Source organism: Aquimarina sp. Aq78 (assembly GCF_900299525.1).
Classification (GTDB): Bacteria; Bacteroidota; Bacteroidia; order Flavobacteriales; family Flavobacteriaceae; genus Aquimarina.
On sequence record NZ_OMKA01000007.1, the window covers coordinates 39,034 to 63,671 of the forward strand.

Genomic DNA, 24,638 nt, shown 5'->3' on the forward strand with positions numbered 1-24,638 from the left:
TCTACGTAAAACTAAAGTTCTACTAACCTTTTAATTTACAATGGACTCTATTTTATAATCACAATCCATTGATAGGTTTTAAAAATTCACATAAAATTATAGATGAACAGGTAACATTTTGCTTTGCTACCACAACACTTGTAATATTGTAAAACAATGATGTGAATCTGAGTTTGATGCAGAGGTCTCAATATAAAAAGTCGTCAAATCGGGTGATTTTTTGATGTCTTATAATTGAGGTTAAAAGTTTTTAATCAGACCTTTCTTTAACTTCTTCAAATAGGCTATTTTTGTCCCTTTAAAATGACGAATTTATGCAATTATCAGAACAAGAACTTGTAAGAAGAGAGAAATTAAACGCATTACGCAATCTAGGTATCGATCCTTATCCGGCTGCATTGTATCCGGTTGACTATACCTCGAAACAGATAAAGAGCAAGTTTGAAGAAGGTAAAAAGGTAATTATTGCAGGTAGATTAATGTCGAGAAGAATACAGGGTAAAGCTTCTTTTGCAGAATTACAAGATACAGATGGTCGTATACAAGTCTATTTTAACAGAGATGAAATTTGTCCCGGCGAGGATAAACTCTTATATAATGAAGTCTATAAAAAACTATTAGATATAGGTGATTTTATAGGTATAGAAGGAGAGCTTTTTACTACCCAGGTTGGTGAAAAGACCGTATTGGTTAAAAACTTTACACTATTAAGTAAATCATTAAAGCCACTTCCTCTTCCTAAGACAGATAAAGAAGGAAATACTTTTGATGAATTTAATGATCCAGAGTTAAGATATCGTCAGCGTTATGCTGATCTTGTGGTAAATCCAAAAGTTAGAGATACGTTTATTAAGCGCACACAGATTGTAAATACTATTCGTAGTTTTTATAATGAAATGGGCTTTTTAGAGGTCGAGACTCCTATTCTTCAGCCTATACCAGGAGGTGCTGCAGCACGTCCGTTTATGACACATCACAATGCACTGGATATTCCATTATATCTTCGTGTTGCCAACGAGCTGTATTTAAAACGTCTGATTGTAGGAGGGTTTGATGGCGTTTATGAGTTTGCAAAAGATTTTAGAAATGAAGGTATGGATCGTACTCACAATCCAGAATTTACCGTAATGGAAATGTATGCTGCTTATAAAGACTACCATTGGATGATGGATACTACAGAAAAGTTACTAGAAAAAGTAGCCGTAACACTTCATGGAACTCCCGAAGCACAATTTGGAGATAATATCATTAACTACAAAGCTCCTTATAAGCGTATTGGTATTCTGGATGCCATACAAGAGCATACTGGATATGATCTTTATAAAAAGAGCGAAGCTGAAGTTCGTGAAGCTGCCAAGGCATTAGGTCTCGATGTTGATGAAACGATGGGTATCGGAAAAATGATAGATGAAATTTTTGGAGAAAAATGTGAAGCTAGTTATATCCAACCTACATTTATTATCGATTACCCAGTAGAGATGAGTCCGCTTACCAAAAAACACCGTTCTAAAGAAGGGCTTACAGAGCGTTTTGAGCTTATGGTAAATGGTAAAGAATTAGCAAATGCATATACAGAGCTTAATGATCCTATCGATCAACGCGAACGTTTCGAAGATCAGCTTAAATTATCCGAAAAAGGTGATGACGAGGCTATGTTTATAGATCAGGACTTTTTACGTGCCCTGGAATATGGTATGCCTCCAACTTCGGGGATTGGAATAGGTATCGATCGATTGGCCATGTTTATGACCAACAATCAATCTATCCAGGAAGTACTATTTTTCCCTCAAATGCGTCCAGAGAAAAAACAAGTAGAACTTAATGATAACGAAAAAGCCATCTTTGAAATTCTTAAAAAAGAAAAAAGCATGGACTTATCTGCTCTTAAAAATGCTACAGGCCTAAGTAATAAAGGCTGGGATAAGGGAATCAAAGGACTTTCTAAATTAGGATTAACAAAAGTTACCAAGACCGAAGATACTCTAATCATAGAGGTTACCGAATAGACAAAGAACAAAGGTCCTTGTTTCAAAATAAGACGTTAACATTTTTTTAACTATATTTGCGGCTATTTTATAAATAACCTCAACTATTATGAAACAAGGATTACTAACATCTATTACCCTATTGTTTTGTCTAATTTCGTTTGCGCAAAGTGCAGATCTAGATAAAGAAAACTTTAAAGTTTCTTATGTAAAATTACCTACAAAACCTATTCTGGACGATACCAAAAGAACGTATTCAACTAATAATAGGGGAATTTCAATTTCTGGATTCTCTAAAGTAAAATCTGGAGGAACATTAGATTATAATTATACTTTTAATGGCACCGAAATCGGAGAAGTCAATATTAACAAGAACAAAATTGAGAAAAAGGACAAAGAAGGAAAAGTTGTTTCTGTACGCTACGAATACATGGTAGTTGTTACTTATTCATCTTCTGGATCCTTATCGCTTAATAATGCAGAAACTGCAGAAAATTTTCAAAAAACATATTCAGAAAGTACCACCTATAAGAGTAGTACTTTTAGCAGTTATACTAAGGCAAAAGATTATTACAATAATAATCGAACCAACTTAAGAAACAAATATAGAAGTGCTCATAAGAGTACTATTATAAGTAATATCAATACCTATACAAATCGTGCATATGGATATATCCCATATACAACCGAATATGAGTATTTATGGATTTTAGGTTCAAAAAAGCATCCAGAATTTCAGAAACACCATGAAGCATTTGATAAGGTAAAAGCGGCGTTTGATAATATCAAATACGATGAACCAATTGATGAGATCAAGAAAGAGATGGAGCCGATAATCGAGTATTTTAATAGTGTAATCCCAAACTACCCGGGAGATAAACGTAAAATAAGAAAAGTGCGATATGCCAGTTACTATAACATCGCAAATCTATACTATTATCTAGAGATGCCTGAGAAAGTAAAAGAATACGCTCAGAAAATCATTGATAATAATTATGATAAAAAAGATGGTAAGCATTTTATCAACAAGGCAGATAAGTTAATCAAGTCTTTAGAGATCAATAAAACAAATACCAGGCACATGAAGGTGCTTACAGAGGACCTGAGTAATGTACCCGATGAGGAAGAAGAAACTGAGACTGCAGATGTAGAATTAAATAAAGCATATTTGATCACCAAAGAAAATGATACCACACTGGTTGATATCAAATCCAGTGATATTGCTTCAATCGGATACAAGTTAAAAACGGTAGAATATGATCAAAACGGTACTCCAATCGGAAGCAGAGTAAAGAGTGCCAAAAAATGTAAAGAACTTGTATTTGTTGATGGGCTTCATTACAGAAATATCAAGTTTAAAGAATCTTCTATCAAATCAGGAGCTGTAGATGCCGGGCAAATGGTATTGGGCGGAGCCACAGATAAGCTTTGTAAAGTGCTTTTTGAGTCTGATAAGATCAATTTATATCTATTTAATGAATCTGAGATGGTTATTCTTCCTGCCGGAAGTGAAAAAGGAAAATCAACTATGGGAGCTGGTTTTGTTTTTGGTTTTAAAAAGAACCTTACCAAATATGCTGAAGGTTGCCCAACAGTAATTGAAAAAGTAGCAAATAAAGAGTACAAAAACAATCAGGAAAGTTTACTTAAGTTTTGTGATGAACTTACCAAATGTAGTTCGACGCCGGCTCAAGACGGAAACTAATAGTAAGATCAAAAATACTGTAAAAAATAAAAAACGCAACCTCATTGGTTGCGTTTTCCCCTTAATAAACAATTCTGGTTATACAAGAATTTCCCAGTCGTATTTGCATATTCTTTTCTAACAATGCAATAATGATATGCTAGTACACCTGGTAGTACTTCCCAAAATGTTATACTTATTTATGTATTCTCAATTTTAAATATTTGAATAGTACATATCAATATCCAAAATCAAGTATCAAATAATTCCCTTTTAATCATTTTTTTACGCGATAAATATAACATTACTTTTAGAAATAAATGTTATATTTTTATTAAATAACCGTAATTCACTTACGTTTATACCATCGCATCCCGGATTTATATCATATAAGCATTCCTAAAACTCACAAAACCTTGAAGTTTTATAATAAACAATTATATTTGAATATCTAAACACAAATCAGATGCCTTTTATAACAGACGAAGAATTACAGGGTTTTAAAGACCAAATAGAAAAAGTCGAAGAATCTAAGCGTGCTGTAGAATATACACGTGACAAAGCTGTAAAAGACGAAAAAGAAAACTCCCGAAAATTTAAGATAGCAACCATTATACTTGGTATTATCGCATTACTAGGTGTTGCAGGAACTGTGTATTTTATGAATTTTAATACTCCAGAAAACATGATTACTCAGAAAGAGCATAAATCTGAGGTTACTACGCGGGATACGAAAATAGCTGAGCTAACAGAAACGATTAAAAACCTATCCATGAATCAGGAATTAGGTTCAAATAGTACTGGAGGAGGAAATGGTCGTTCCTTGCAAGATGAATTGGTATATGCTGTACAAATCGGAGCTTTTGAAAGTATAGATTTGTCTATGTATTCTGAGAATTTTGTGAATTTCAGACAAATTAAAAGCGGTGGATATAATAAATATGCCTTAGGAAATTTTGAAACGCTTAATGAAGCCAAAAAATTTCGTAGACAATTAGTGCGACTCGGGTTTAGAAATGCTTTTATCGCTTCATATCAAAACGGAGAACGACTACAGATTGAAGAAGCTTGGTAGATACAAGTTCTGGTTATAATCTAGAAAAACCAGAATAACAATATAAAGGAAAACCCCGACGTCAAAACGTCGGGGTGTACCATCAAAACTAACTAATCAACTCAATACAACTAAACTTGTACTACAATATATTTTCTACCTGATTTCTTGTAGTATACTCCTTTACATCTGTAATATTTTACACCTCTTACTTTTACTGTCTTATATCCTCTGGGTAATGTAGTTACTCGCACTCCTGTAGGCACCGATACTCTTTTATAGGCTCTATTCTTTTTTATATACCACACACCATCACTTCTATAATAATGTACATTTTTATGTACTACAACTTTAGGGCGATGTACTTTGGTAACCACAACTCCTTGCACCGGACGTACTTTTACTGTAGTTGCACAAGACGTCATTAAAAAACCAAACAATACAACCGGTATCATTATTTTCATCACATTTTTCATATCCTTACTATTTTGATTTCTAATACTAAGACCCTAGGATTATAAAAAGGTTTAATTGGTACATATTAAAAATGTGATTTTTATCATTCTACACTTGTTATGTATTTTTATTCATCTTATAAAAAAGCGTCAATTCGAGTGGTTTTTCATAGTGAAATGGAGAAAAATTGTATCGAGAATAGCTTTTTTTATCCAAAATCCTATTCTCGATACACTTCTTCCTACGGTCAAAGCACTCGAATTGACGAATTTCTGATCAAAAAATATCGAAATGCATAACGACTCATTCTACATACTCCTGTATTGGTAGCCCTGCAATAATTACATCATCTAAGACCGATGCTCCATCTTTAACATACACCACTGCATAAACATCCTCCTCCTGTGCATTTCTATTTACCTCTCTATAGGCTTTTTCTGCATCGTATGCTTTGGTTTCTTCCATATAAAACCTATCAAATGGTAGTTCAAACAGTATTTCATCACTATACGTATTCGTTACTTTGGCCATAACATAATCACCATCAATATCAAGAGGTTCTCTACTTACCCGAACAACTTTTGCAAAGCCTTCCTGATCATTTTCTATATACACTCGTACCTCATCTCCATATACATAGGTAGTATCTGATGTTTTAAAAGAATTCATTTCAAACTGAAGTGTAATATACTTTCCTCTAAACGGATCTGTAGGATCAATCGGCCTGGTTTTAAATTTATATGCCGTTCCCGATATCAGGATATCCTCGTTATCAAAAATCATCTTTAGCGGAGTACCAATTTGCACTACTGCCAAGACTATAAATACTATAAAATAAATCGGTTTCATATCTCTATATTTTTAATTGCTATTTAACACGCTGTTGTTTTTTCAGCATGATATAATTGGTTAAAAAGAACCCTGCTCCTACCATTACAAATAAAATTCCTCTAACAACAAAGCTCATTCCGGTATCAAAAAACCTACAGATGATCAGTATCGAAATAATCAATAATCCATAATTAAGAATCCCGAAGTTAACTTTATCTGCTCCAATTTTTATGGCAGACATCCCCAGGGCAAATACCAATGCATTCATTAATACAACAGGTAAAATTCCTGTATCTGGCAGTAAGAAGTATACTAACCCAAAGACCACAAAAGCTACCTGAAACAGGTTAACAGCTCGTATTCCCTTTCTTATAACCGTATACCCCAAAACAGAGATACTTAACAAGGATACTACTACTGCTGTATAGAGCTCCTGGGTATCATAATTGAATGTCTCTGGGAGTTCATCCCATATCCAACGAAACGTAAAGATCATCAGCGATACTATAGTACCTAGCGAACCAATGATCAAAAAGCCATTTCTAAGTGTTCTTAACTCTTTAAATACAGGAAGTCTTCCTATAGAATACAAGAATCCAAACATGGTGATGTACATCACAAAACCAAGATCTTCACTACGGCCTATAAATGCACTTAATGCAATTGCAATACTTGCCGGAAAAATCCAGGTAAAAATGGTAACCGTATTGCTGGTCGTATGCTTTGTAATAAGAGTGTAGTAATATGGTAACACAGCCCCAATAAAAGCAATATACAACCAGGGAGTTTCTGTATTCCTATAGTTCCATAATCCAACTTCTACCGCGTAGTAGGTACTTAGCAGTATCGTAAGCAAGGCAACTGCATGCGATCGTAACAAGTATACCAATGGTAAGCAAAGTACAATCCAGGTAAGTAAAAAAGAACCTAATTCTCCCGGGATATTATAAATCTGACTTACCAATGCCATACATGCACCCACTGCGAAAAAAAGAAAAGTCCCTGATGCTTCTTTCCAGGTGGCACTTTTATTTTTTAGTATAGAAAAACCAGCAAAAATCTGACCCAATAGTAAAGGACCAAATGCTAAAATTGTTTTTGTTAATCGCGAAAAATCATCCCAATTGTGTGCCAGCATTAAAATAATACCCGACCCGACTAATAACGCTCCAAAAATCCCAAAGATCATAAATAGCTTATTAGGCTTTCCTGCATCTTTGGTAGCGTAGTATTGTCCTATTTTATCTGCAAGCTCTGGAGAGATAATCTTATCTCCTACCAGTGTTTGCAGTTCTTTATTAAATTTTGAACCCATAATATTATGTTGTTTAGTGAATTGATAACTCGTTGTGTAGTATAGCGCTCTAGCGTAAAAACTATTCTCAATACACTTCTCCCACGGTCGAAGCATTCAAATTGACAAGCTTTAGGCTAATACACAACGGGTTGTTTTATACCGATAAAAAGACAGCCGCAACCACACGGCCGTCTTCTTTAATCATCAAAACAAGAGACCTCAAGCCCCCCTAAGGTCCCTTCTTTTGATTTCATTTTCTTAACCCGAATTATTCCTCACTGTTTTCGATAAACTTCTTATCCCTGGTATTCTTCTGCACTGCAATGGCAGCAAATAAACTTAAGGCAAAAGACATCCCATAAAACCCTTTTTCACTAAGCTCCAGGTCGGCGTTCCATAAACCGATAATCAGCAATAAAATAGACGTGAGTGTGGTAAACCAACTAATCCCGTAATAGATATCGGTAACCGGGATTCCCTCTAGCCTATCCCTAACACTTTTTTGCACAGATACTGCAGAGAACAATCCAAATAGCAGGATCGTAAAATAGTACCCTTTCTCATTAAGCACCATACCCGCATTCCATAATCCGGTGCAATAGGATATCATTCCTATAAACAGTGCAGACCATGATGCTGATATAAAAGCCGGAGTTGGCTTTTGATCATATACTTTGTTTTCTTTCTTTTCTACATTTTCGATTACAGTATCCTCGGATACATCGTTACTAAATTTGTAATTCATAATAATTGATTTTGATGATTAAATAAAAATTCAATTGTTTATTTTGAACAGGACAAATGTGCGATGATATGCCTTGATATAAAATTCGATTTATCAAAAAAACTTACGATATATTTATGTTAATAATCTTATTATCTCAATATTCATAGTATCTTTATCAAAATTATACTTACGATACAATGCATGTTATTTCTTCTATAATCCATACCTTATCTGATGAGTCGAAGCGAAATTTCATCACGATATTGCGGCAAAAGAATAAAAGAAACGATACCAAAAACATTCAGCTATTTAAGCTTTTGGATACCACATCAACGGCTAAAGACCTCGATATCCAGATTTATGGAAAAAGAGCAAAGGGTGCCTATCATGCACTATGCAAAAGACTTTATGATACGCTGATCGATTTTATTGCCGCCAAAAGTTTTGAGGAAGAGACTTCAGAAGAGATGGAAACTCTTAAGCTCCTTAGAGCCAGCAGGAGTTTCTTTGAACAAAAACAATATAAAATTGCTTTTAAAACCATTGCCAAAGCAGAACAAAAGGCCAAAACCTATGCGCTGTTCAGTATCCTAAATGAGATTTACTATACACAGATTCAATATGCTCATCTTAATCGAGGAATAGTAATAGAAGCTTTATTTGCTAATTTTAGGAGTAATAAAAAATCACTACAGCAAGAGGAAAACCTAAACCTGTTTTATGCTACTGTACAGCATGAACTGATGAAACAAAGACGAGATGCTGTACCGATTATAAAAAACACATTATCTAAATTTGGATTATCGATCACACAAGATCTTACGTTTCGATCCTTATTTAAGATCCTGGAGATTACGAACCAAACGGCTCATATCACCAGGGATTATCACGCCATACTTCCTTTTGTAGAAGAAGTCTATACGCAAATAGATGCAAAAGAGGATGTAATCGACAAGCATCTCTTCTACCATATACAGATCTTATATTATGTAAGTAATTCTTATTTCAGGAATAAAGATTTTGATACCTCGCAGCAGTACCTGGTCCTTATGCATGAGCAGATGAAAAAACATCAGGACAAATATTATAAGCGATTTTTTCCGCAGTACACACTACTGCAGTCGCTCAATCTTAATTATACAGGTCTGGCAGAAGATGCTATTTTGATGTTAGACACTTTTGATTATGAGAAATACAAAGACCAGATCGCTTATATCCTGGATCTTAAATTAAGCCACATTGTTTATCATTTTCAGCAACAACAATTTAAAGAAGCTCTGGGTATTCTTAATGACTTTTACCACAGTGATCATTGGTATAGCGAAAAAGCAGGGCTTGCCTGGGTGATTAATAAAAATCTGATTGAAATCTTATTGCGTATAGAACTTGATCATATCGATGTCGTAGAATCCAGGGTAAACAGTTTTAAAAAGAAGCATGGTGCGTATCTTAAAAACAATAGTGAAACGCGGGCATCAAAATTCCTGAAACTAGTGACTATGTACTACCACAAACCAGAGATTGTAACCACTACAGCATTTAAGGACAAGATTTATAATGAACTCACTACTCCTACTCCCGAAGATGAAGACATTTTTGACATGAGTTTTTATGCCTGGATAAAGACTAAGGCCGAAGGTACTACGCTGTATGAAACCACTTTACAACTGGTACATCAATAAAAAAAAGAGAGGAGTTATACCAACAATCATATTAATTTACTAATTTCCTGAAAAATTAAAAATGCCATTAGATAATCTTGAATTTTTATCCATTACAGATCAAGCGCAGGATTTCCCGATGCATTATCACGATACGTTTTGCATTGCATATGTTCGTTCGGGAATCGAGCAAACACAATTACAAAACCAAACCTTATTATGTACTGCCGGTGCTATTTCTATTACACACCCTTACGAGGTACATACCACACCAGTTTTAGATAAAGATATTGGGGTAAGTTTTGATACGCTTTATCTCTCTAATGATGTAGTAAAATTCTTTCTTAATGGTAAGACTTTAAACTTTTCAGAACGTGTTATCCATGATAACACACTAATTCGATTGTTTTTTCAATTAAAAGAAGCCCAGGAAAAACACGACATAAGCATAACCGAGCAGTATTTAAAAAGCTTTATCCAACAACTAAGCCTGTACTCTACTGTTTCGGCTTATCAATATGATGATTGCATTCGGGATTTTAATACCATTACTTGTTATATCGAAAACAACCTTACTCAAAAAATCTCTTTAGAAGACCTGGCCAAAATCGCCAACATCAACAAGTTTAGTTTTACCAGAAAATTTAGAACAGAGACCGGTTTAACGCCGATAAACTATCTGTTAATGAAAAAGATCATGGCTGCCAAAACGGCTATTCATAAAAACTCAGAACTCACCCAGATCGCTTACCAGTATAACTTTACCGATATGGCTCATTTTTCAAGAACTTTTAAAAGGTATATTGGTATATCGCCCAAAGTATTTCAGGATCGGCTGACACCAGTTCTCGAATAAAATTACCTACCATTGACATGTTCTCTAACTTGTTGATTTTTATTTATATATTCTTACGTCACAACTTGTCCCGAATTTTCCTCGGGATCGAGTGATTTTATCAGTAGCGATAGCGGTTGATAAAATTGTACTTCGACAGGCTCAGCAGAGCTATCGAGATGCAATAAAACCTATTCCCACAATTGGGTCTCGATAGTGCTGCTGAGCTGGTTCTCGATACAATTTTTCTCCATTACATTACGAAAAACCACTACCGTTGAAGTATTTCATAATGATTTGTTTTTCATAAACTTATATACTCCTAAATTTCATCTAATTTCCTTTAATTTGGCTTTCTGTTCATTTTCTTTGTTCGCCCAAAGAAAACGAACCAAAAGAAAAGGCACTTTTTCAAGGTATTTTTCAATTTCATTGAAAACCAGATTTATTTTACTAAAATCTTTCCAAGGCTTCAAGATTTTTTAACGCAAAACAAATCTTATACTGGTGAAAAAAGATTTCAAAGCTCTGCTTTGGAACGTCAGCTTAAACACTGGGTAAAATTTATTGGATGTCTCGAACTGACGCTTTTTTAAACATTTTGGCTTCGGTCGCACTCAGATTATAAAATTGTCAATATTATACAAGCCTGTTACACAAGATGCCTCGTTCTTTGTAGAAATCATTTTATATATGAAGCATCTTATCGCAATCCTTAGTATCACCCTTCTTTTTTCATGTAAATCTGAAAAAAAAGATTCGCTATTCGCTATGACCCAAGATCAAATGGAAGAAGATTTTCAACTCTTTCAATCCATATATGAAGAAGCGAATGCTGGGCTTTATAAATACCATAAAAAAGAACAGGTAGATAGTACTTTTGCTGCGAACAAAGCTCAGATTTCAGAAAACACCTCCTATCGGGAGTTCTATACCTTGCTTTGGAATGTAATTAACTATACAGGAAGTTGCCATAACCGCTTGACTTACCCCCAGGCTGTGGATGATGCGTTAAATCCCAAAGACATTTTCTTTCCTATCCCATTAAAATATATCGACGGAAAATTCTATACAAATTACACCTACAATGGTATTGCTATGGGTAGCGAAGTCCTTGCAATAAATGAGATATCTATTAAAGACCTGGCAAAACGTTGCGGGCATTTTATAAGTACCGACGGGCATAACCAAACGGGTAAGTATACCGACTTAGACTCTGACTGGTTTGCTTTTTATATGTATTTGGTATTTGGGGAGCAGCAGCAATTTACATTGCAGTACAAAAATAAAGCTGAATCTACATCTGCAACCCTACAAAGTGTAGATTATATCACCTTTTTTAATAATTATCAAAAGCGTCATTCTGCGGCATATGATAATCGTATTACCAAAGACTATTTCTTTACCTACAAAGACAGCATCGGGTATCTAAACATCAACACCTTTGCTATGGGAGGTCCCAAGTCTGAAGGTCATAAGCAATACGCCACCTTTTTGGATTCTGTTTTTGTAGCAATAAAAGAGAACCATACCCAAAAGCTTATCGTAGATGTAAGAGGCAATGGTGGCGGTAATGATCCTAACGACTTATTGCTGTACTCCTATCTCACGGATCGAAGTTTTAGAGAAAACACCACTGCACACACCCTTTTTCAGGAAGTACCTTTTCCTGATTATTATCTCGATGATGATATCGATGAGCTAGCCAAAGAATTAAAAGAAGAGCATTCGGTTTTTAAAGATGGTAAATATTATCAAAACTCCACTTTTAATACTGCGTGGCAACCCAAACCAAATGCATTTACAGGCGATCTGGTACTCTTGATTGATCCTCCCGTAGCATCGGCTGGCTCTCTATTTGCCAGTTTGATAAAAAGTGACGATAACACTACTGTAATCGGGGAAGAAACATTAGGTGGATACTACGGACATACAGGACACATCCCCGTATATTATGAATTACCTCATTCTAAATTAGAGCTCAAATTCTCGATAGTTGATCTGGAGCAGGATGTCCAGCAACTACCCGATGAGCGATATGGTGATGGCGTACAACCCGATGATACCGTAGTACAAACCTACCCCGATTTCCTTACCCACAGAGACACACAACTAGAGTATGCGATTAAAAAGATAAGTTTGAAGTAACCCTTCGACTACGCTCAGGGTACGCGGTGGTTTGTTGTAATATAGTTACCCTGTCATTCCGGACTTGATCCGGAATCCACAATCACATCTCCCTTTTCATAAAAACACCTATATCTGTACCCTTCGACGTGCCTGTCCTGAGTTTATCGAAGGGCTCAAGGTACGTAGTCACCCGTTACACTATAGTTACCCTTTGTCATTCCGGCACTTCGTCTACGCTCAGCATAGACTTGATCCAGAATCCAAAATCATATCTCCCTTTTCATAAAAATACCCAATACAGGGTATTGAATCCCTTTAGAAGAATTACAACTTTTGAGTGTTCAATTACAACACATAAATATGAAAATCAATTATAAAGGGAATTATGAACAAGTTAAGTTAGCGGTCGAAGATGCTAATGAAGTATTATATTCTAATGAAATTTATGAATTAATAAGGCAACGTACTAATTTTAATTGTTCAGAAAAAACTCCGCAAGAAATTGCTGATATCATACAAAACACCAGCTTGGAAGTCGAAGTTAAACTATACAAACCAAGATGGAGATTTAGCAAAGTACTTGGATACTTTGTAAAGAGTAAACCAAATAATCTTTTTCTTAATTCCAGAAAATTATACCGGGATACAAGTTCGATAAGTAATACTATTGTACACGAGTATGTACATGCAGTGGATAATAATTTTGACAATACGATCATTGATTTTGGCCATAATTGCGGGACTTTAAAAAACACTGCCCCCTACGTTATCGGTAACATTGCAGAGATAATTATCGACGGAAACGAAATTGATGATATTGATTCTTCTTTAAAACATTTTGAAAGTAGAACTATGGTTCATTGTTTAATTGATGGCAACCAGCCTTTCTCGAAAAACGAAGAATTAATTATTGAAGAAACCAGAATTTACTAAAATGAAAAAATTGTTTATACCTAAGTAGTTTTTATGATGAAATAAATACTTGTAAACAATTATAAATAAGTACAAACGGGTATATGTGTACTGGTACATATATATATATATATCATTGTTAGCTGTAATTTAAGAATATGAAGAAAACAAATGATATGGAAGAGAAATCTGAAAAAGAGAATTCCATAGAAAATTTAAGCTTGAATGAGTTAATAGGAGATATTACTCAAAGATTAAGTTCAATTGAACATAATCTTTCGCAACAACAAAAAATAAAGGATAATAATTCTCTTCTAGAGTTCCTTAAGGTAATTTTCGGAGGATGGCCAGTATTTGGGTTGCTTTTTTTAATTTTGTTTTATGCTCCATTGAAAGAGGTTTTTAAGTCCATCCCTGATAAAATTAAATCTGCCAATGAAATCCAAGTAGGTAATGTATCTCTAAAAACAACTTTTAAAGAAGTGGCTGAATTTCAAGGTTTTGTGAACCTTGGTAATGTTATACCAAAGCTTTCAAGTTCATCTATTGAAAATCTTTTAAAGGCACCTAAACATTCTCAAGCCCTTATATCATTTACAAATTCTAGTGATATAGAATTCCATTCTCACATTAACATGCCGTCAAATGCAGCCCTTAGTTCTTTGACGGAGCTTGAATATAGTAAACTAATAACTCTTTCTGGTAGCATGAATAGGCAAAGTGAAGTTATTGATGGAAAAGAATTGAAAAACCTTATCAATGATATAAAAAATAAATTTCCGGGAAGCGAAGGCAAAAATTATAATAATAATGAAGCAAAAATTAGATGGAAACTTGATAATGAAATATCTAGAAGCTCTAATTTACCATTAATGAGCTGGAAACTGACTGAAGATGGTCAGAAAGCTGTTTCTATTATTTTAGAAGCTGTTTCTAAGGAACTTTCTGATGGTAATAATACACAATAAACACAGCTACAACAGGCTCTAATAGAGCTTTCAGCCTATTTATAAAGATCTCCAAATTTTTATATTTGGCTTTTAAGATTGATAAGTTAAAAACAAAATATAAAAATTCGACTCTGTGTTAATCCGAAAAGTTAGCGTCTATTTACACACACGCTTCGTTCCATATCGTATCCTGAGCCCCGTCGAAGGACAATACCTACTAACCCATACAGAAAACTTTCTCATCTACCATGTGGTTTCCCGTAACCGTAATAAAAAAGGTAGCAGTAGTTTTAGGGGATTAAAAAACACAAACGTGGATAGGCGTAGTTTTTATGATAAAATAAATGCTTGTAAACGATTATAAATAAGTACAAACGGGTATATGTGTACCAGTACACATATATCATTGTTGTGTTTCATTAAAAGAGACTGAAAAATATAAATGGGATATAAAAAGAAATGGGAAGATAATACTGACGAAATGCTGATCGAGTACCTCAATAAAGTGAATGATATAGTAAAACCGTTATTTAAAAAAATGGACGAATAGATATCTCAAATCTTGATCATAAAAGTGATTTAGAATATCTTCTTGCTCTAATATTGAACTGCAAGTTTGCTTCCAGTAATGACAAAAACAATCTGAGTTTTGGCGCTGATGATGTTATTGCAATTCAATTGGAAATTGAGAATAATGATTCACTAAAATATTGGGGGAAAATAAACTGGTTATCAAAACCTAATGATCACGAATGTCATAGATCTTATCAAGACCCATTTTATGGAACATTTAAATTAGAAAACAATCAACTTGAAATTGTGAAAGCTATGTTTGGTGATTATGATAAGAATGACTTGGACGGACAATACTGGATTGAATCTGAAATGAATTGGATGTATGATTTATAAAAAACGAAAACACAACACTATATATAGCAAATAGGGCGATTAGTGTTTAATCGTAAGGTTGTTGTCTATTTGCAAAGTCGCCAAATCTTTTGATTTGGTATTAAAGAGAAAAAATTAAAACAAAATACAAAAGATTTGGTTTGTGGCTAAACCGAAAATAATTGCTTTTTTTCTGCCCAACTTGCCATATATTTAACGTTGGCAATAATTTGAAAAAAAAAATGAACGTAACTAAAATTATAATTAAAAACCTTTATGGTTACCTAAGCAAAGAAATTGACTTTAATGAGGACATAAACCTTTTAGTCGGTATAAATGGTTCAGGAAAAACGAGTGTGCTAAATGCATTAAATTGGCTTTTAGTTCCTTCATTTCAGAATCTTTGTGTCAATGAATATGATAAAATAGAAGTTGATTTTAACTTTCAAAAAGAGAACTACAAAATAGTAAGTCGACAGAACGCAAAAGAAGTAACAATTGATCTAAAAAACCTTTCTTCTGGTTATGATTTTCCACAAATTAAAGCTGACTTTAAAATTCACCCAAAAAAATTAAATAAAAAAGACAGTTTAGTAGAAAAATTATCACTTGAATATGCCGGACTTACAGCTGAAAAACATGAAGAAGAAACTTGGAATTTTCTCTTTAATAAAATTCCTAATCCAATAGTTATTGGTTTAGATAGAAATTTATTTACTGAAGAAGGTGAAGAAATATCGTATCTAGAAGACCATAATGGAGTAATTAGAAAGCGCCTTTCTAATAAAAGTCAAGGAGTTAAAAGTCCTCTTGAAAAAGTAATGAGATTATCAGGAAGTGAGTATATGCGTTTTAAAAATAAAATTCTTGACCTGAATAGAAGACTTAATGATAAAATAATGCTCTCTTCTTTTGAAGAAACTGTAACAAACGATACAATAAGTGAAATATTAAAATCACCCAAAATACCATTAAAACAAGTCGAATCACTAGAAATTAAAGTTAAAGAGTATTTTCAAGAAAATGTACTAGACAGAAAAAGAGCTGGTTCTATTAGACAAAAACATGAAAAAGAATCCTTTGATAAAATTGAAAGATATTTTTCTAACCTAAAAGCTTTACTAATTCAAGTCAATCAAGAGAAAAAAGAAGCATTAGACATACTCTATATAACTAATCTAAATCAATTTAGAAAAATCAAGGAACTGATAAAAGATTTTGAAGATTTTGAGAATAAAAGTAAAAAATTTTTTGAACCCTTAAAACAGTATTTGGATACTGTCAACTTATTCTTGAAAGATTCATCAAAAGAATTATATTTCGACAAAAACACATCAAGATTAAAGTTCAGGATACTAGATAAAAACTTAAAATCAATTAAAGAAAACAGAGAAATCGAGAATTTATCATCTGGAGAAAAACAGATATTAATTCTTTTTACTTATATAAAATTCAATAACAAATTAGGTAAATTATTTATTATTGATGAACCAGAATTATCACTACATCCAAGGTGGCAAGAAAACTTTTTAGACGGTATTAAAACAATAATGCCTGATAATACACAATTATTATTTGCAACTCATTCACCAGCAATTGTTGGTAAAAACAAGTCTTATTGTAAAGTTTTATTGCCTTATTAAATGATAACAACAGAAGAAAGCATCCCAACAAGAAATACAAATTATCGATTAGCAGAAGATATTTTCTATGTACAATTCAATGAAATTTCTTTTTTTATTGAAGATGAAGACCAAGAAAATTTCTTTTTCTGTATTTTAAAAAACCTATTTCCTGATATCCAAATTGACAAAATTTTTCCTTTAAATGGAAAAGACAATGTAATAAATGAATCAAACGAAAATATTGGAAATAAAAAAAAGGTTTTTATAGTTGACAAAGATTTCGATGACATCTTAAATAAAATAAATTCTAATGAGAATTTATTTTATTTAGAAAGATATTCAATAGAAAACCATCTAATTGAAAAAGAAGCTATCATTGAATATATTATTGGAGAAAAGCCAAAATTGAAAAGAGCAGATATTGATAATGATTTTGATTTGGAAGGCCAAATTCAAAACATAAACAATAAGCTAAATGAATTGATTCATTTACATTTAGTAGTTCAAAATAAGTGTTCCAGTTTAAAAAATGTTTCATTAAATCATGAAAGATTCTTTGATTTTAATAATGGAGATTTCACTATAAAATCTAGTCAAATTGATGCTTACAAAGTCCAAATTCAAAATGAACTAAGTAATATTGATGGCAGATTAACCTTAACATCTCAATTGAATAAAGTAAAAAGGGTAATCAATATTAATAATAATGAACTCTGTATTAAACATGTGCCAGGAAAGTACCTTGTTAAAATGATTAAACAATTAATAGAATCTTTATTTGGACTAGTATCTCGAAATGTTGAGTCATTTTGTTATCGCATAGCTGACAACTGTTCTTTTACTAGTTTAAATGGATTAAAATTATCTATCGAAGAGTATATTAATTAAAATACTAATGCCAACAACGTATATAAAAAATAGCGGTTTTGATGCTTAAACGAAAGATAAATAATAAAATAAAGGTCTGTTATAATCCGAAAAGTTAGTGTTTAAAATTCGCTACTTTTCATATACAAGACCGTTAGCCACAATTAAACTCTCCAGTCCGAATTCAAGTAATTAAAACAAAAAAACAATGAAAATACATTTACTGGACAGTTATAAATCGTTAAAACCTTTTGAAAGCGAAGAGTTAAGTAAATTAACTATCATTACAGGTGAAAATGGTAGTGGTAAATCTCAACTTTTAGATTTAATCGGGAAAAATTTCAAAAAAGATAAAACTGTAAGTAGTATAAGAATAGATATAACTCCAAGTATTGATAAAATTCAAGTAGAAGGTCTTGTAAAAAACGGAACAACACAAGTAAGTCATGACCAATGGAAAACAATTGTGAAAAAGCAATTAGACTTGTATAAACAATTAACCACATCAGGAAAAGAACTTTTAAAATACATAATTGACAAAAATTTACAATCAAAAATAAATTCAAAAAATAGAAATCAATTTTTATCAACTGAAAGTGATTATCTTCTTCTAATAAAAAAAAATTATACTGAACAATTTAATACTACTTTAGATAAACTATCTAATTTAAATTATAATCATCAAAATTCTCTCTTAAATAGATTATACACAACTGCAAATGAAAATGTTTATCTTTTTATTAATGAACTTTGTAAATTAAAAAATAAAGCTGAAACAGAATTAACTGAAGCAGATTTCTATAGCTCTCCAATTCAAGAAAATCTTATTGATTCAGGTGATTTGTTTTCATCTCAAGTAGAGTTAATTTTTTATAATTACGCTAAAAGAAGAGATATTAACAGAAAAGACTTTTTTTATAAAAAAGAAGAGGGAGAAGATAATAATTCAATTTCAGATGTAGATTTCATAACTAAATTTACTCCTCCATGGGATTTGATTAATGAAATTTTTGCAAAGCATAATATTAATTTTCACTTTAAAGGAATAGACAAAAGGGACTTCACATTGGAAGCTCCTATTGATTTTAAACTTTATAAAAAAAGTACAGATACTTCTATACCATTTATAGATCTGTCTTCAGGAGAAAAAATAATAATTGGATTAATAATAAAATTATTTACAACTGAATATTATGGAAATTTGATGAAGTTTCCTGATTTATTAATTTTAGATGAACCAGATGCCCACTTACATCCCGAAATGTCAAAATTACTTTTAGATGTTTTGAAAGATACATTTGTAGAAAAATTTAATATAAATATTATATTAACAACACATTCACCATCAACTATAGCACTTTCCGAGGAGAGTAATATTTTTCAATTAAGGAATGAAAGTAATAGTGGATTAAAAAAAATCTCAAAAAACCAAGCACTCAAAATCCTTACAAACTTCATTCCCACATTAACTATTGATTATAAAAATCATAGACAAATTTTTGTTGAAAGTCCAACTGATGTTAATTATTTTCAAGGTCTTCAAGATAAACATTTACAATTTCAAAATTTACCATATAAGTTATATTTCATATCTAATTCAGCAGGTAAAAGTAACTGCTCCCAAGTTTATAAAATAGTAAAGGAAATTAGAGATTCCGGAAATCTAACTTCATTCGGGATTGTTGATTGGGATTTAAAAAACAAACCTACAGACTTTGTATTTGTTCATGGCTTAGGACAGAGATATAGCGTTGAAAATTTTATTCTTGACCCAATTTATATAATTAGTTTATTGATTGAAATGAAAAATGCACATAATATTTGCGATATAATTGGAGTAGATAATACTTATAATCAATATCTTATTGGTGATGAATCTTCTGAAAAGTTACAAGAATATTCTAATTGTTTTTTTGAAGAATTTGAAAAAAAATTTCCTGCTTATAAAGCCGATTCAGAAAAAACATCTATTGAATATTTAAATAAGCGAGAAATAAATATTCCAAATTGGTTTCTAAAAATGCAAGGTCATGAAATTGTAGAAAAAGTTAAATTAATATTTCCTGCTTTAAATAAATATTCAAATGAAGGAGATATACAAAATACTCTTTCATTTATCATGACAAAATGTTATCCATTTGTACCCAAAGATACGATTACTACTTTTGAAAATATAAATAACTGTGGCTAACACCGTGTATAATTCATTGCTAGTTATAGCTTACTTACGAAAGTCCTTGCGGACTTTCTATCTGTGATTCATTTGCTAACTTTAGTGATGAAACACGCAACTACTCATAGCCGAGATCGTTACCAACAATAATTAAATATAGAAAACTATCTATTCTTATCTAATATCAAAATAAAGGCGGATTTACAATCAGTGAATATCTAACAAGCTAGAAAAAACCCTTAAAAAGTAACCAGCTCCGGCAACGAAACTTCCAAAGCTTTTGAAATCTCCAAAAGTGAATAAATGGTAGGATTTACTTTTCCGTTTTCTAATTTCTCCAACGCTTGTCTGTCTTTATCGCAAGCTCTGGCCAAATCAGATTGACTCCAACCTTTTTGAGTTCTTAACTCAACGATTCTGTTTCCTATATTTTTCTTTAGCTCGTCTTTGGTCACATAACAAATGTCAATTAATCATATGACATTCTTGTCATATTAAAGTTTGACACTTTAAATTAATTCATTAAGTTTGTCGTATAATAATATGACAACTTAACCAAGATTAAATAGATACTACCATGCACCAAAACAATGAGCAGCTTATCATCGATTTGATACAACAAGATCTTAAACATTGCCAATTGGTATACGGCTTAGCGCAATTGGGATTAGAGGGATCAAATACACACCATCTAGAGATACTGGAGATCATATACCAGCTTATGCATATCCCCAATGATAAAAAAAACGACTACCTGGCCGAGACCTATGCTGCTTTTATGAGTATGGCTACCGAGTATAAGATCACCCCTCTGGTAGAATCCCTGCGCCCCCTTGCAAAAGAGTGTTACCATCGGTTAAAATACCTTATAGAATTGGTGTAGGAGGTTCTAAGTACTCTTCGAGAGCCCATCATATTATCGTTTTCAAATGCATCTCGATACACGCTCGTTCCTCACGCACTCGATGTGACGTAGCGTGTTAGCCCGTCTGTTCGAGTGGTTTTTCGTAATGTAATGGAGAAAAATTGTATCGAGAACCTTTTTAATATCAAAAACTCTTTTTAGCAAGGTTAGGAAGAGCATCATAATCATTGTTTATTAAAGCTTCTTTCTTAGCTCTTGACCATTTTTTAATCTGTTTTTCTGTATCTATTGCTATAGTGATATTTGTAAACTCACATTTAAAAACTAACTCAACGGGTCTTCTTTTATATGTATAACAATCTTTATAAAAACCTGACGAGTGTTGAAACAGTCGTTGATTTAAATTTGATGTAACTCCTGTATAATAGGAATCATCAGAGCATTTTAAGATATAGACATAAGATAATTTCATCGTCATAAATATATGGTTTTTCGTATAGCGTAGCATCTCGATAGCTCTGCTGAGCTTGCCGAAGTACATTTTTTATACGCTATGCTTCAAAAAAACACTCGATGTGACGTAGCGTTTGTGTTGTGACGTAGCGTGTTAGTCCGTCTGTTCGAGTGGTTTTTCGTAATGTAATGGAGAAAAATTGTATCGAGAACTCATCATATTATCGTTTTCAAATGCATCTCGATACACGCTCGTTCCTCACGCACTCGATCCCGAGGAAAATTCGGGACAAGTTATGACGTAGCGTGTTAGCTCGTCTGTTCGAGTGGTTTTTCGTAATGTAATGGAGAAAAATTGTATCGAGAACTCATCATATTATCGTTTTCAAATGCATCTCGATACACGCTCGTTCCTCACGCACTCGACGTGACGTAGGTAGCGTTTGTGTTATACGTACCCTGAGCACTTCGACAAGCTCAGTGTGACAAATTATGGTGTACCCTGAGCGTAGCCGAAGGGCACAATCCTAACAAAATCAAAAAGTTAGCTAAACCTTTCTTAAAAAAATCCCAGTTCCGAAAAATGAAACTGGCATCCTATATTCTTGTGTCATAAAAATTTATTAACTAAAAAAATATAGTAAGAATGGCATTAGAAAATCTAATTAGTGTAACGTTTACAGAAGACGAATTAAACAAATTAACCCAGGGGATAGACACGATAAAAGAGGTACTCTTGGGTAAAACGGTAAATCTTACTCCCGAGCAACGCACTCAGTACGGTCGAATTGCTAATCAAAACAAGCTTATTGTAGACAAAGCCAAAAACTACATGGAGCAACATCCCACCTGGATTCCTAATTTTTTGGACAAAGAAGAGTTTGATCGAGACTATACCACCCGTAAGCAAATAGAATCTCATGTGCAGAAGTTAGAATACCTGGCGCAACAATTAATAGACACCAAAACTTTACTAGATCATGATAACTACTCTAATGCATTAAGCTTTTATCGTATGATGCGGTATTTGGCTGGTGAAAATGAGCCGGGTGCCAAGCCTGTATACGAGGATATGAAAGTGCTTTTTAAGAGAAACGGAGTGACTCCTAAAGAAACTGATACAGAAGCATAATTCGAAGCGTTATCGAGGTGCTTGTAAGGATCACCAAGATACATCAACGTATTAAAATCATAGCTCGAACTACCATACAGGGTGACTCGAAGAGGTGCCGAGGTACTTCGAAGCATTAAAAAGGTAGTTCGAGCTACCTTTTTTTGGATCACCACCTATCGATGTATCGAAAAAAAGCCTTATCCTATCGCTTTTAGCCTGTAATCTATCGCTTCGAAGGATCAATGTACGGCTTCGAAGCGCTATTGTATCAACTCGAAGCATTAAAATATCAGCTCGAACTACCTTTTGATACATTCGACCCCATGTCGACAAGGGGATACCCCCTTGTTGACATGGGTTGTGTACCCTTTGGTTCGAGTGGGTTCTCATGATATCATAAAATAAAAAAGCATCTACTGTAACGGTCACCTTTCTAATGTGTCCAAATGATAAAGCAGATACTATTATTAACAAATAAAGAAACTTTATCATGTACAAAACACATTCAAAATTACTAATGATCATACTATTATGTATGACCTCGATGACTATTAACGCTCAAACAAAAAAGGAAAAAAAGATGACAACAGAACAGAAAAATGTATTAAGAACTATCGAAAAAATGACAGAAGCTTTTCAGAACAAAGATATCCAAGCTGTTATGACCAGTTATGAGCCAAATGCAGTCGTGGTATTTGAACCCGAGGCGCCCATATCTGATGCAAGGGTTTTACAAGAAATGTTTACCAAAATGTCTATGGTAAATCCCGTTTTTACGTATAGTGGACACGAGGTCTTTATCACAGGAAATATAGCAACACATATTGCACCATGGAAAATGACTGCAAAAGCACCAGACGGAACAGAAATCAAACAGAGTGGATTATCTGTTGCCGTTTTAAGAAAACAAAAAGATGGAAAATGGTTAATGATATTAGATAACCCGCACGGTCAATATCTAATGGAAAAATAGTATATTTCTAATAAAATGCTGTCCTTGTTAATCCAAGGACAGCATTTTATATTGGAAGTGGTGTAAACTTTTTTCAAAAAACACAAAATGACAAAAAAATCATATACTATAAAAACTTCGGATTCTGATTTAATAGCACAATCACTTGCTGGTCATAAGGCCGCACTCGAAAATCTAATTAAAAAACATCAGGATTGGATTTATAATGTTGCCTTATCATTTGTTGGAGATAAAGATGAAGCAGCAGATTTGACACAAGAAGTTTTAATAAAAATTGTGACAAAATTAGATTCATTTAAACAAAAGAGCCTTTTTAGAACATGGGTATATCGTATTGTAAAAAATCACTTCTTAAATATGAAAAGAGGAAAATACGAAATCAATTCCCCCACATTGGAAGAATTTGGGCAAGGACTTGATCAATTACCAAATGAGTCTCTTTCTGACTATTCGTTTGAGGTCGAAAACAAACTTTTGGTAAAAGAAGCAAAAATAAGTTGCATGAAAGGAATGCTATTATGTCTTGATCGCGAACAACGAATGATTTACATCATTGGAGAATTGTTTGAATTTACAGACACTATAGGTAGTGAAATAATGGAAATCTCTAAAGAAAATTTTAGAGTTAAACTACATAGAGCAAAAAAGAATCTATATAATTTTATGGATAACAAATGTGGGCTTATAAAAAAAAGTAATCCATGTCGTTGTGCGAAAAAAACGGCAGGGTTTATAAAAATGGGATTTGTTGATCCCGTACATTTACATTTTCAGAAAAACACCATTACTACTATCAATACTGTAATTGATAAAAAACTAGAAACTTATAATGAAGAAGTAATAACAGAATACAAGCAACTATTTCAAGAACATCCATTTTTACAAAGCCCCGACAAGCTAAAATCTATAAAGAATTTACTTTCTTCAAAAACCATAAAAGAAACCTTTAATCTCGAATAAGAACGTTTTACAGTATCAGAGAAGGTAGCACCCTTCGAGAACCCATCATAATTATCGTTTTCAAATGCATCTCGATAGCTCTGCTGAGCCTTTCGATAAACCTGTCCTGAGTGTATCGAAGGGCTCAGGGTACTGGTATGCATATATCATTGTTGGCAATTCATTATTTTCTAAGTAACCTCCACATTAGTTCTACCG

General features: G+C 33.0%; 22 protein-coding genes. 16 read left to right on the forward strand and 6 right to left on the reverse strand.

Annotation, left to right across the window (positions count from 1 at the left end; translation table 11 throughout):
* Nucleotides 1-314: 314 nt before the first annotated feature.
* From lysS to DG435_RS08420, 3 genes are all read left to right on the forward strand, one after another.
* Nucleotides 315-2,006, forward strand: a complete 1,692-nt coding sequence (lysS, locus tag DG435_RS08410; protein ID WP_106794949.1) for a lysine--tRNA ligase — start codon at nt 315-317, stop codon at nt 2,004-2,006.
* Between the two features lie 88 nt (nt 2,007-2,094).
* Nucleotides 2,095-3,690: a hypothetical protein gene (locus DG435_RS08415; RefSeq protein WP_106794948.1), complete on the forward strand. Its 1,596-nt coding sequence runs from the start codon at nt 2,095-2,097 to the stop codon at nt 3,688-3,690.
* A gap of 445 nt (nt 3,691-4,135) precedes the next feature.
* Nucleotides 4,136-4,744: an SPOR domain-containing protein gene (locus tag DG435_RS08420; protein WP_106794947.1), complete on the forward strand. Its 609-nt coding sequence runs from the start codon at nt 4,136-4,138 to the stop codon at nt 4,742-4,744.
* 110 nt (nt 4,745-4,854) lie between these two features.
* Here DG435_RS08420 and DG435_RS08425 read toward each other — a convergent pair whose 3' ends face one another.
* The 4 genes from DG435_RS08425 to yiaA form a co-directional block, all read right to left on the reverse strand.
* Entirely contained in the window at nt 4,855-5,199 is a 345-nt protein-coding gene (locus tag DG435_RS08425) for a DUF6515 family protein (protein WP_106794946.1), read from the reverse strand.
* A 283-nt stretch (nt 5,200-5,482) separates the two neighbouring features.
* Nucleotides 5,483-6,028 carry a GDYXXLXY domain-containing protein gene (locus DG435_RS08430; protein ID WP_106794945.1) on the reverse strand — a complete coding sequence of 182 codons (546 nt, stop codon included), beginning with the start codon at nt 6,026-6,028 and terminating at the stop codon, nt 5,483-5,485.
* A gap of 19 nt (nt 6,029-6,047) precedes the next feature.
* The gene (locus DG435_RS08435) at nt 6,048-7,325 is read right to left on the reverse strand and encodes a DUF2157 domain-containing protein (protein ID WP_159025785.1); all 1,278 of its coding nucleotides are present in this window, start codon (nt 7,323-7,325) and stop codon (nt 6,048-6,050) included.
* 250 nt (nt 7,326-7,575) lie between these two features.
* Nucleotides 7,576-8,052 carry an inner membrane protein YiaA gene (gene yiaA / locus DG435_RS08440; RefSeq protein WP_024771879.1) on the reverse strand — a complete coding sequence of 159 codons (477 nt, stop codon included), beginning with the start codon at nt 8,050-8,052 and terminating at the stop codon, nt 7,576-7,578.
* A 179-nt stretch (nt 8,053-8,231) separates the two neighbouring features.
* On the opposite strand from yiaA, the gene DG435_RS08445 reads away from it, so the two are divergent.
* From DG435_RS08445 to DG435_RS08485, 9 genes are all read left to right on the forward strand, one after another.
* On the forward strand, nt 8,232-9,716 hold the full coding sequence (locus tag DG435_RS08445) for a hypothetical protein (protein WP_106794943.1): 1,485 nt from the start codon (nt 8,232-8,234) through the stop codon (nt 9,714-9,716).
* 61 nt (nt 9,717-9,777) lie between these two features.
* Nucleotides 9,778-10,551 carry an AraC family transcriptional regulator gene (locus DG435_RS08450; RefSeq protein WP_106794942.1) on the forward strand — a complete coding sequence of 258 codons (774 nt, stop codon included), beginning with the start codon at nt 9,778-9,780 and terminating at the stop codon, nt 10,549-10,551.
* Nucleotides 10,552-11,223: 672 nt separating this feature from the next.
* Entirely contained in the window at nt 11,224-12,678 is a 1,455-nt protein-coding gene (locus tag DG435_RS08455) for a S41 family peptidase (protein ID WP_108840592.1), read from the forward strand.
* Nucleotides 12,679-13,020: 342 nt separating this feature from the next.
* The gene (locus tag DG435_RS08460; RefSeq protein WP_106794316.1) at nt 13,021-13,593 is read left to right on the forward strand and encodes a hypothetical protein; all 573 of its coding nucleotides are present in this window, start codon (nt 13,021-13,023) and stop codon (nt 13,591-13,593) included.
* A gap of 137 nt (nt 13,594-13,730) precedes the next feature.
* Nucleotides 13,731-14,540, forward strand: a complete 810-nt coding sequence (locus tag DG435_RS08465) for a hypothetical protein (RefSeq protein WP_106794315.1) — start codon at nt 13,731-13,733, stop codon at nt 14,538-14,540.
* 585 nt (nt 14,541-15,125) lie between these two features.
* A complete protein-coding gene (locus DG435_RS08470) occupies nt 15,126-15,431 on the forward strand; it encodes a hypothetical protein (RefSeq protein ID WP_106794314.1) in 306 nt (101 codons plus the stop codon).
* A gap of 221 nt (nt 15,432-15,652) precedes the next feature.
* Nucleotides 15,653-17,053: an ATP-binding protein gene (locus DG435_RS08475; protein WP_108840593.1), complete on the forward strand. Its 1,401-nt coding sequence runs from the start codon at nt 15,653-15,655 to the stop codon at nt 17,051-17,053.
* On the forward strand, nt 17,054-17,923 hold the full coding sequence (locus DG435_RS08480) for a DUF4435 domain-containing protein (protein WP_106794312.1): 870 nt from the start codon (nt 17,054-17,056) through the stop codon (nt 17,921-17,923).
* 187 nt (nt 17,924-18,110) lie between these two features.
* A complete protein-coding gene (locus DG435_RS08485; RefSeq protein WP_106794311.1) occupies nt 18,111-20,093 on the forward strand; it encodes an AAA family ATPase in 1,983 nt (660 codons plus the stop codon).
* Nucleotides 20,094-20,314: 221 nt separating this feature from the next.
* On the opposite strand, the gene DG435_RS08490 is transcribed toward DG435_RS08485, so the two are convergent.
* Entirely contained in the window at nt 20,315-20,530 is a 216-nt protein-coding gene (locus DG435_RS08490; RefSeq protein WP_101450329.1) for a helix-turn-helix domain-containing protein, read from the reverse strand.
* A gap of 122 nt (nt 20,531-20,652) precedes the next feature.
* Here DG435_RS08490 and DG435_RS08495 point away from each other — a divergent pair, with 122 nt between their 5' ends.
* The gene (locus DG435_RS08495; protein WP_106794310.1) at nt 20,653-20,958 is read left to right on the forward strand and encodes a hypothetical protein; all 306 of its coding nucleotides are present in this window, start codon (nt 20,653-20,655) and stop codon (nt 20,956-20,958) included.
* Between the two features lie 166 nt (nt 20,959-21,124).
* Here DG435_RS08495 and DG435_RS08500 read toward each other — a convergent pair whose 3' ends face one another.
* Nucleotides 21,125-21,412 carry a GIY-YIG nuclease family protein gene (locus tag DG435_RS08500; RefSeq protein ID WP_106794309.1) on the reverse strand — a complete coding sequence of 96 codons (288 nt, stop codon included), beginning with the start codon at nt 21,410-21,412 and terminating at the stop codon, nt 21,125-21,127.
* Between the two features lie 627 nt (nt 21,413-22,039).
* Between DG435_RS08500 and DG435_RS08505 the strand changes: the two genes are divergently transcribed.
* The 3 genes from DG435_RS08505 (at nt 22,040) to DG435_RS08520 (ending at nt 24,440) form a co-directional block, all read left to right on the forward strand.
* Nucleotides 22,040-22,525 carry a hypothetical protein gene (locus DG435_RS08505; protein WP_024771871.1) on the forward strand — a complete coding sequence of 162 codons (486 nt, stop codon included), beginning with the start codon at nt 22,040-22,042 and terminating at the stop codon, nt 22,523-22,525.
* A 472-nt stretch (nt 22,526-22,997) separates the two neighbouring features.
* Nucleotides 22,998-23,480 carry a DUF4440 domain-containing protein gene (locus DG435_RS08515; protein WP_106794307.1) on the forward strand — a complete coding sequence of 161 codons (483 nt, stop codon included), beginning with the start codon at nt 22,998-23,000 and terminating at the stop codon, nt 23,478-23,480.
* An 87-nt stretch (nt 23,481-23,567) separates the two neighbouring features.
* Nucleotides 23,568-24,440, forward strand: coding sequence for an RNA polymerase sigma factor (locus DG435_RS08520; protein WP_106794306.1), 873 nt, complete (start codon nt 23,568-23,570; stop codon nt 24,438-24,440).
* Nucleotides 24,441-24,638 lie beyond the last annotated feature (198 nt).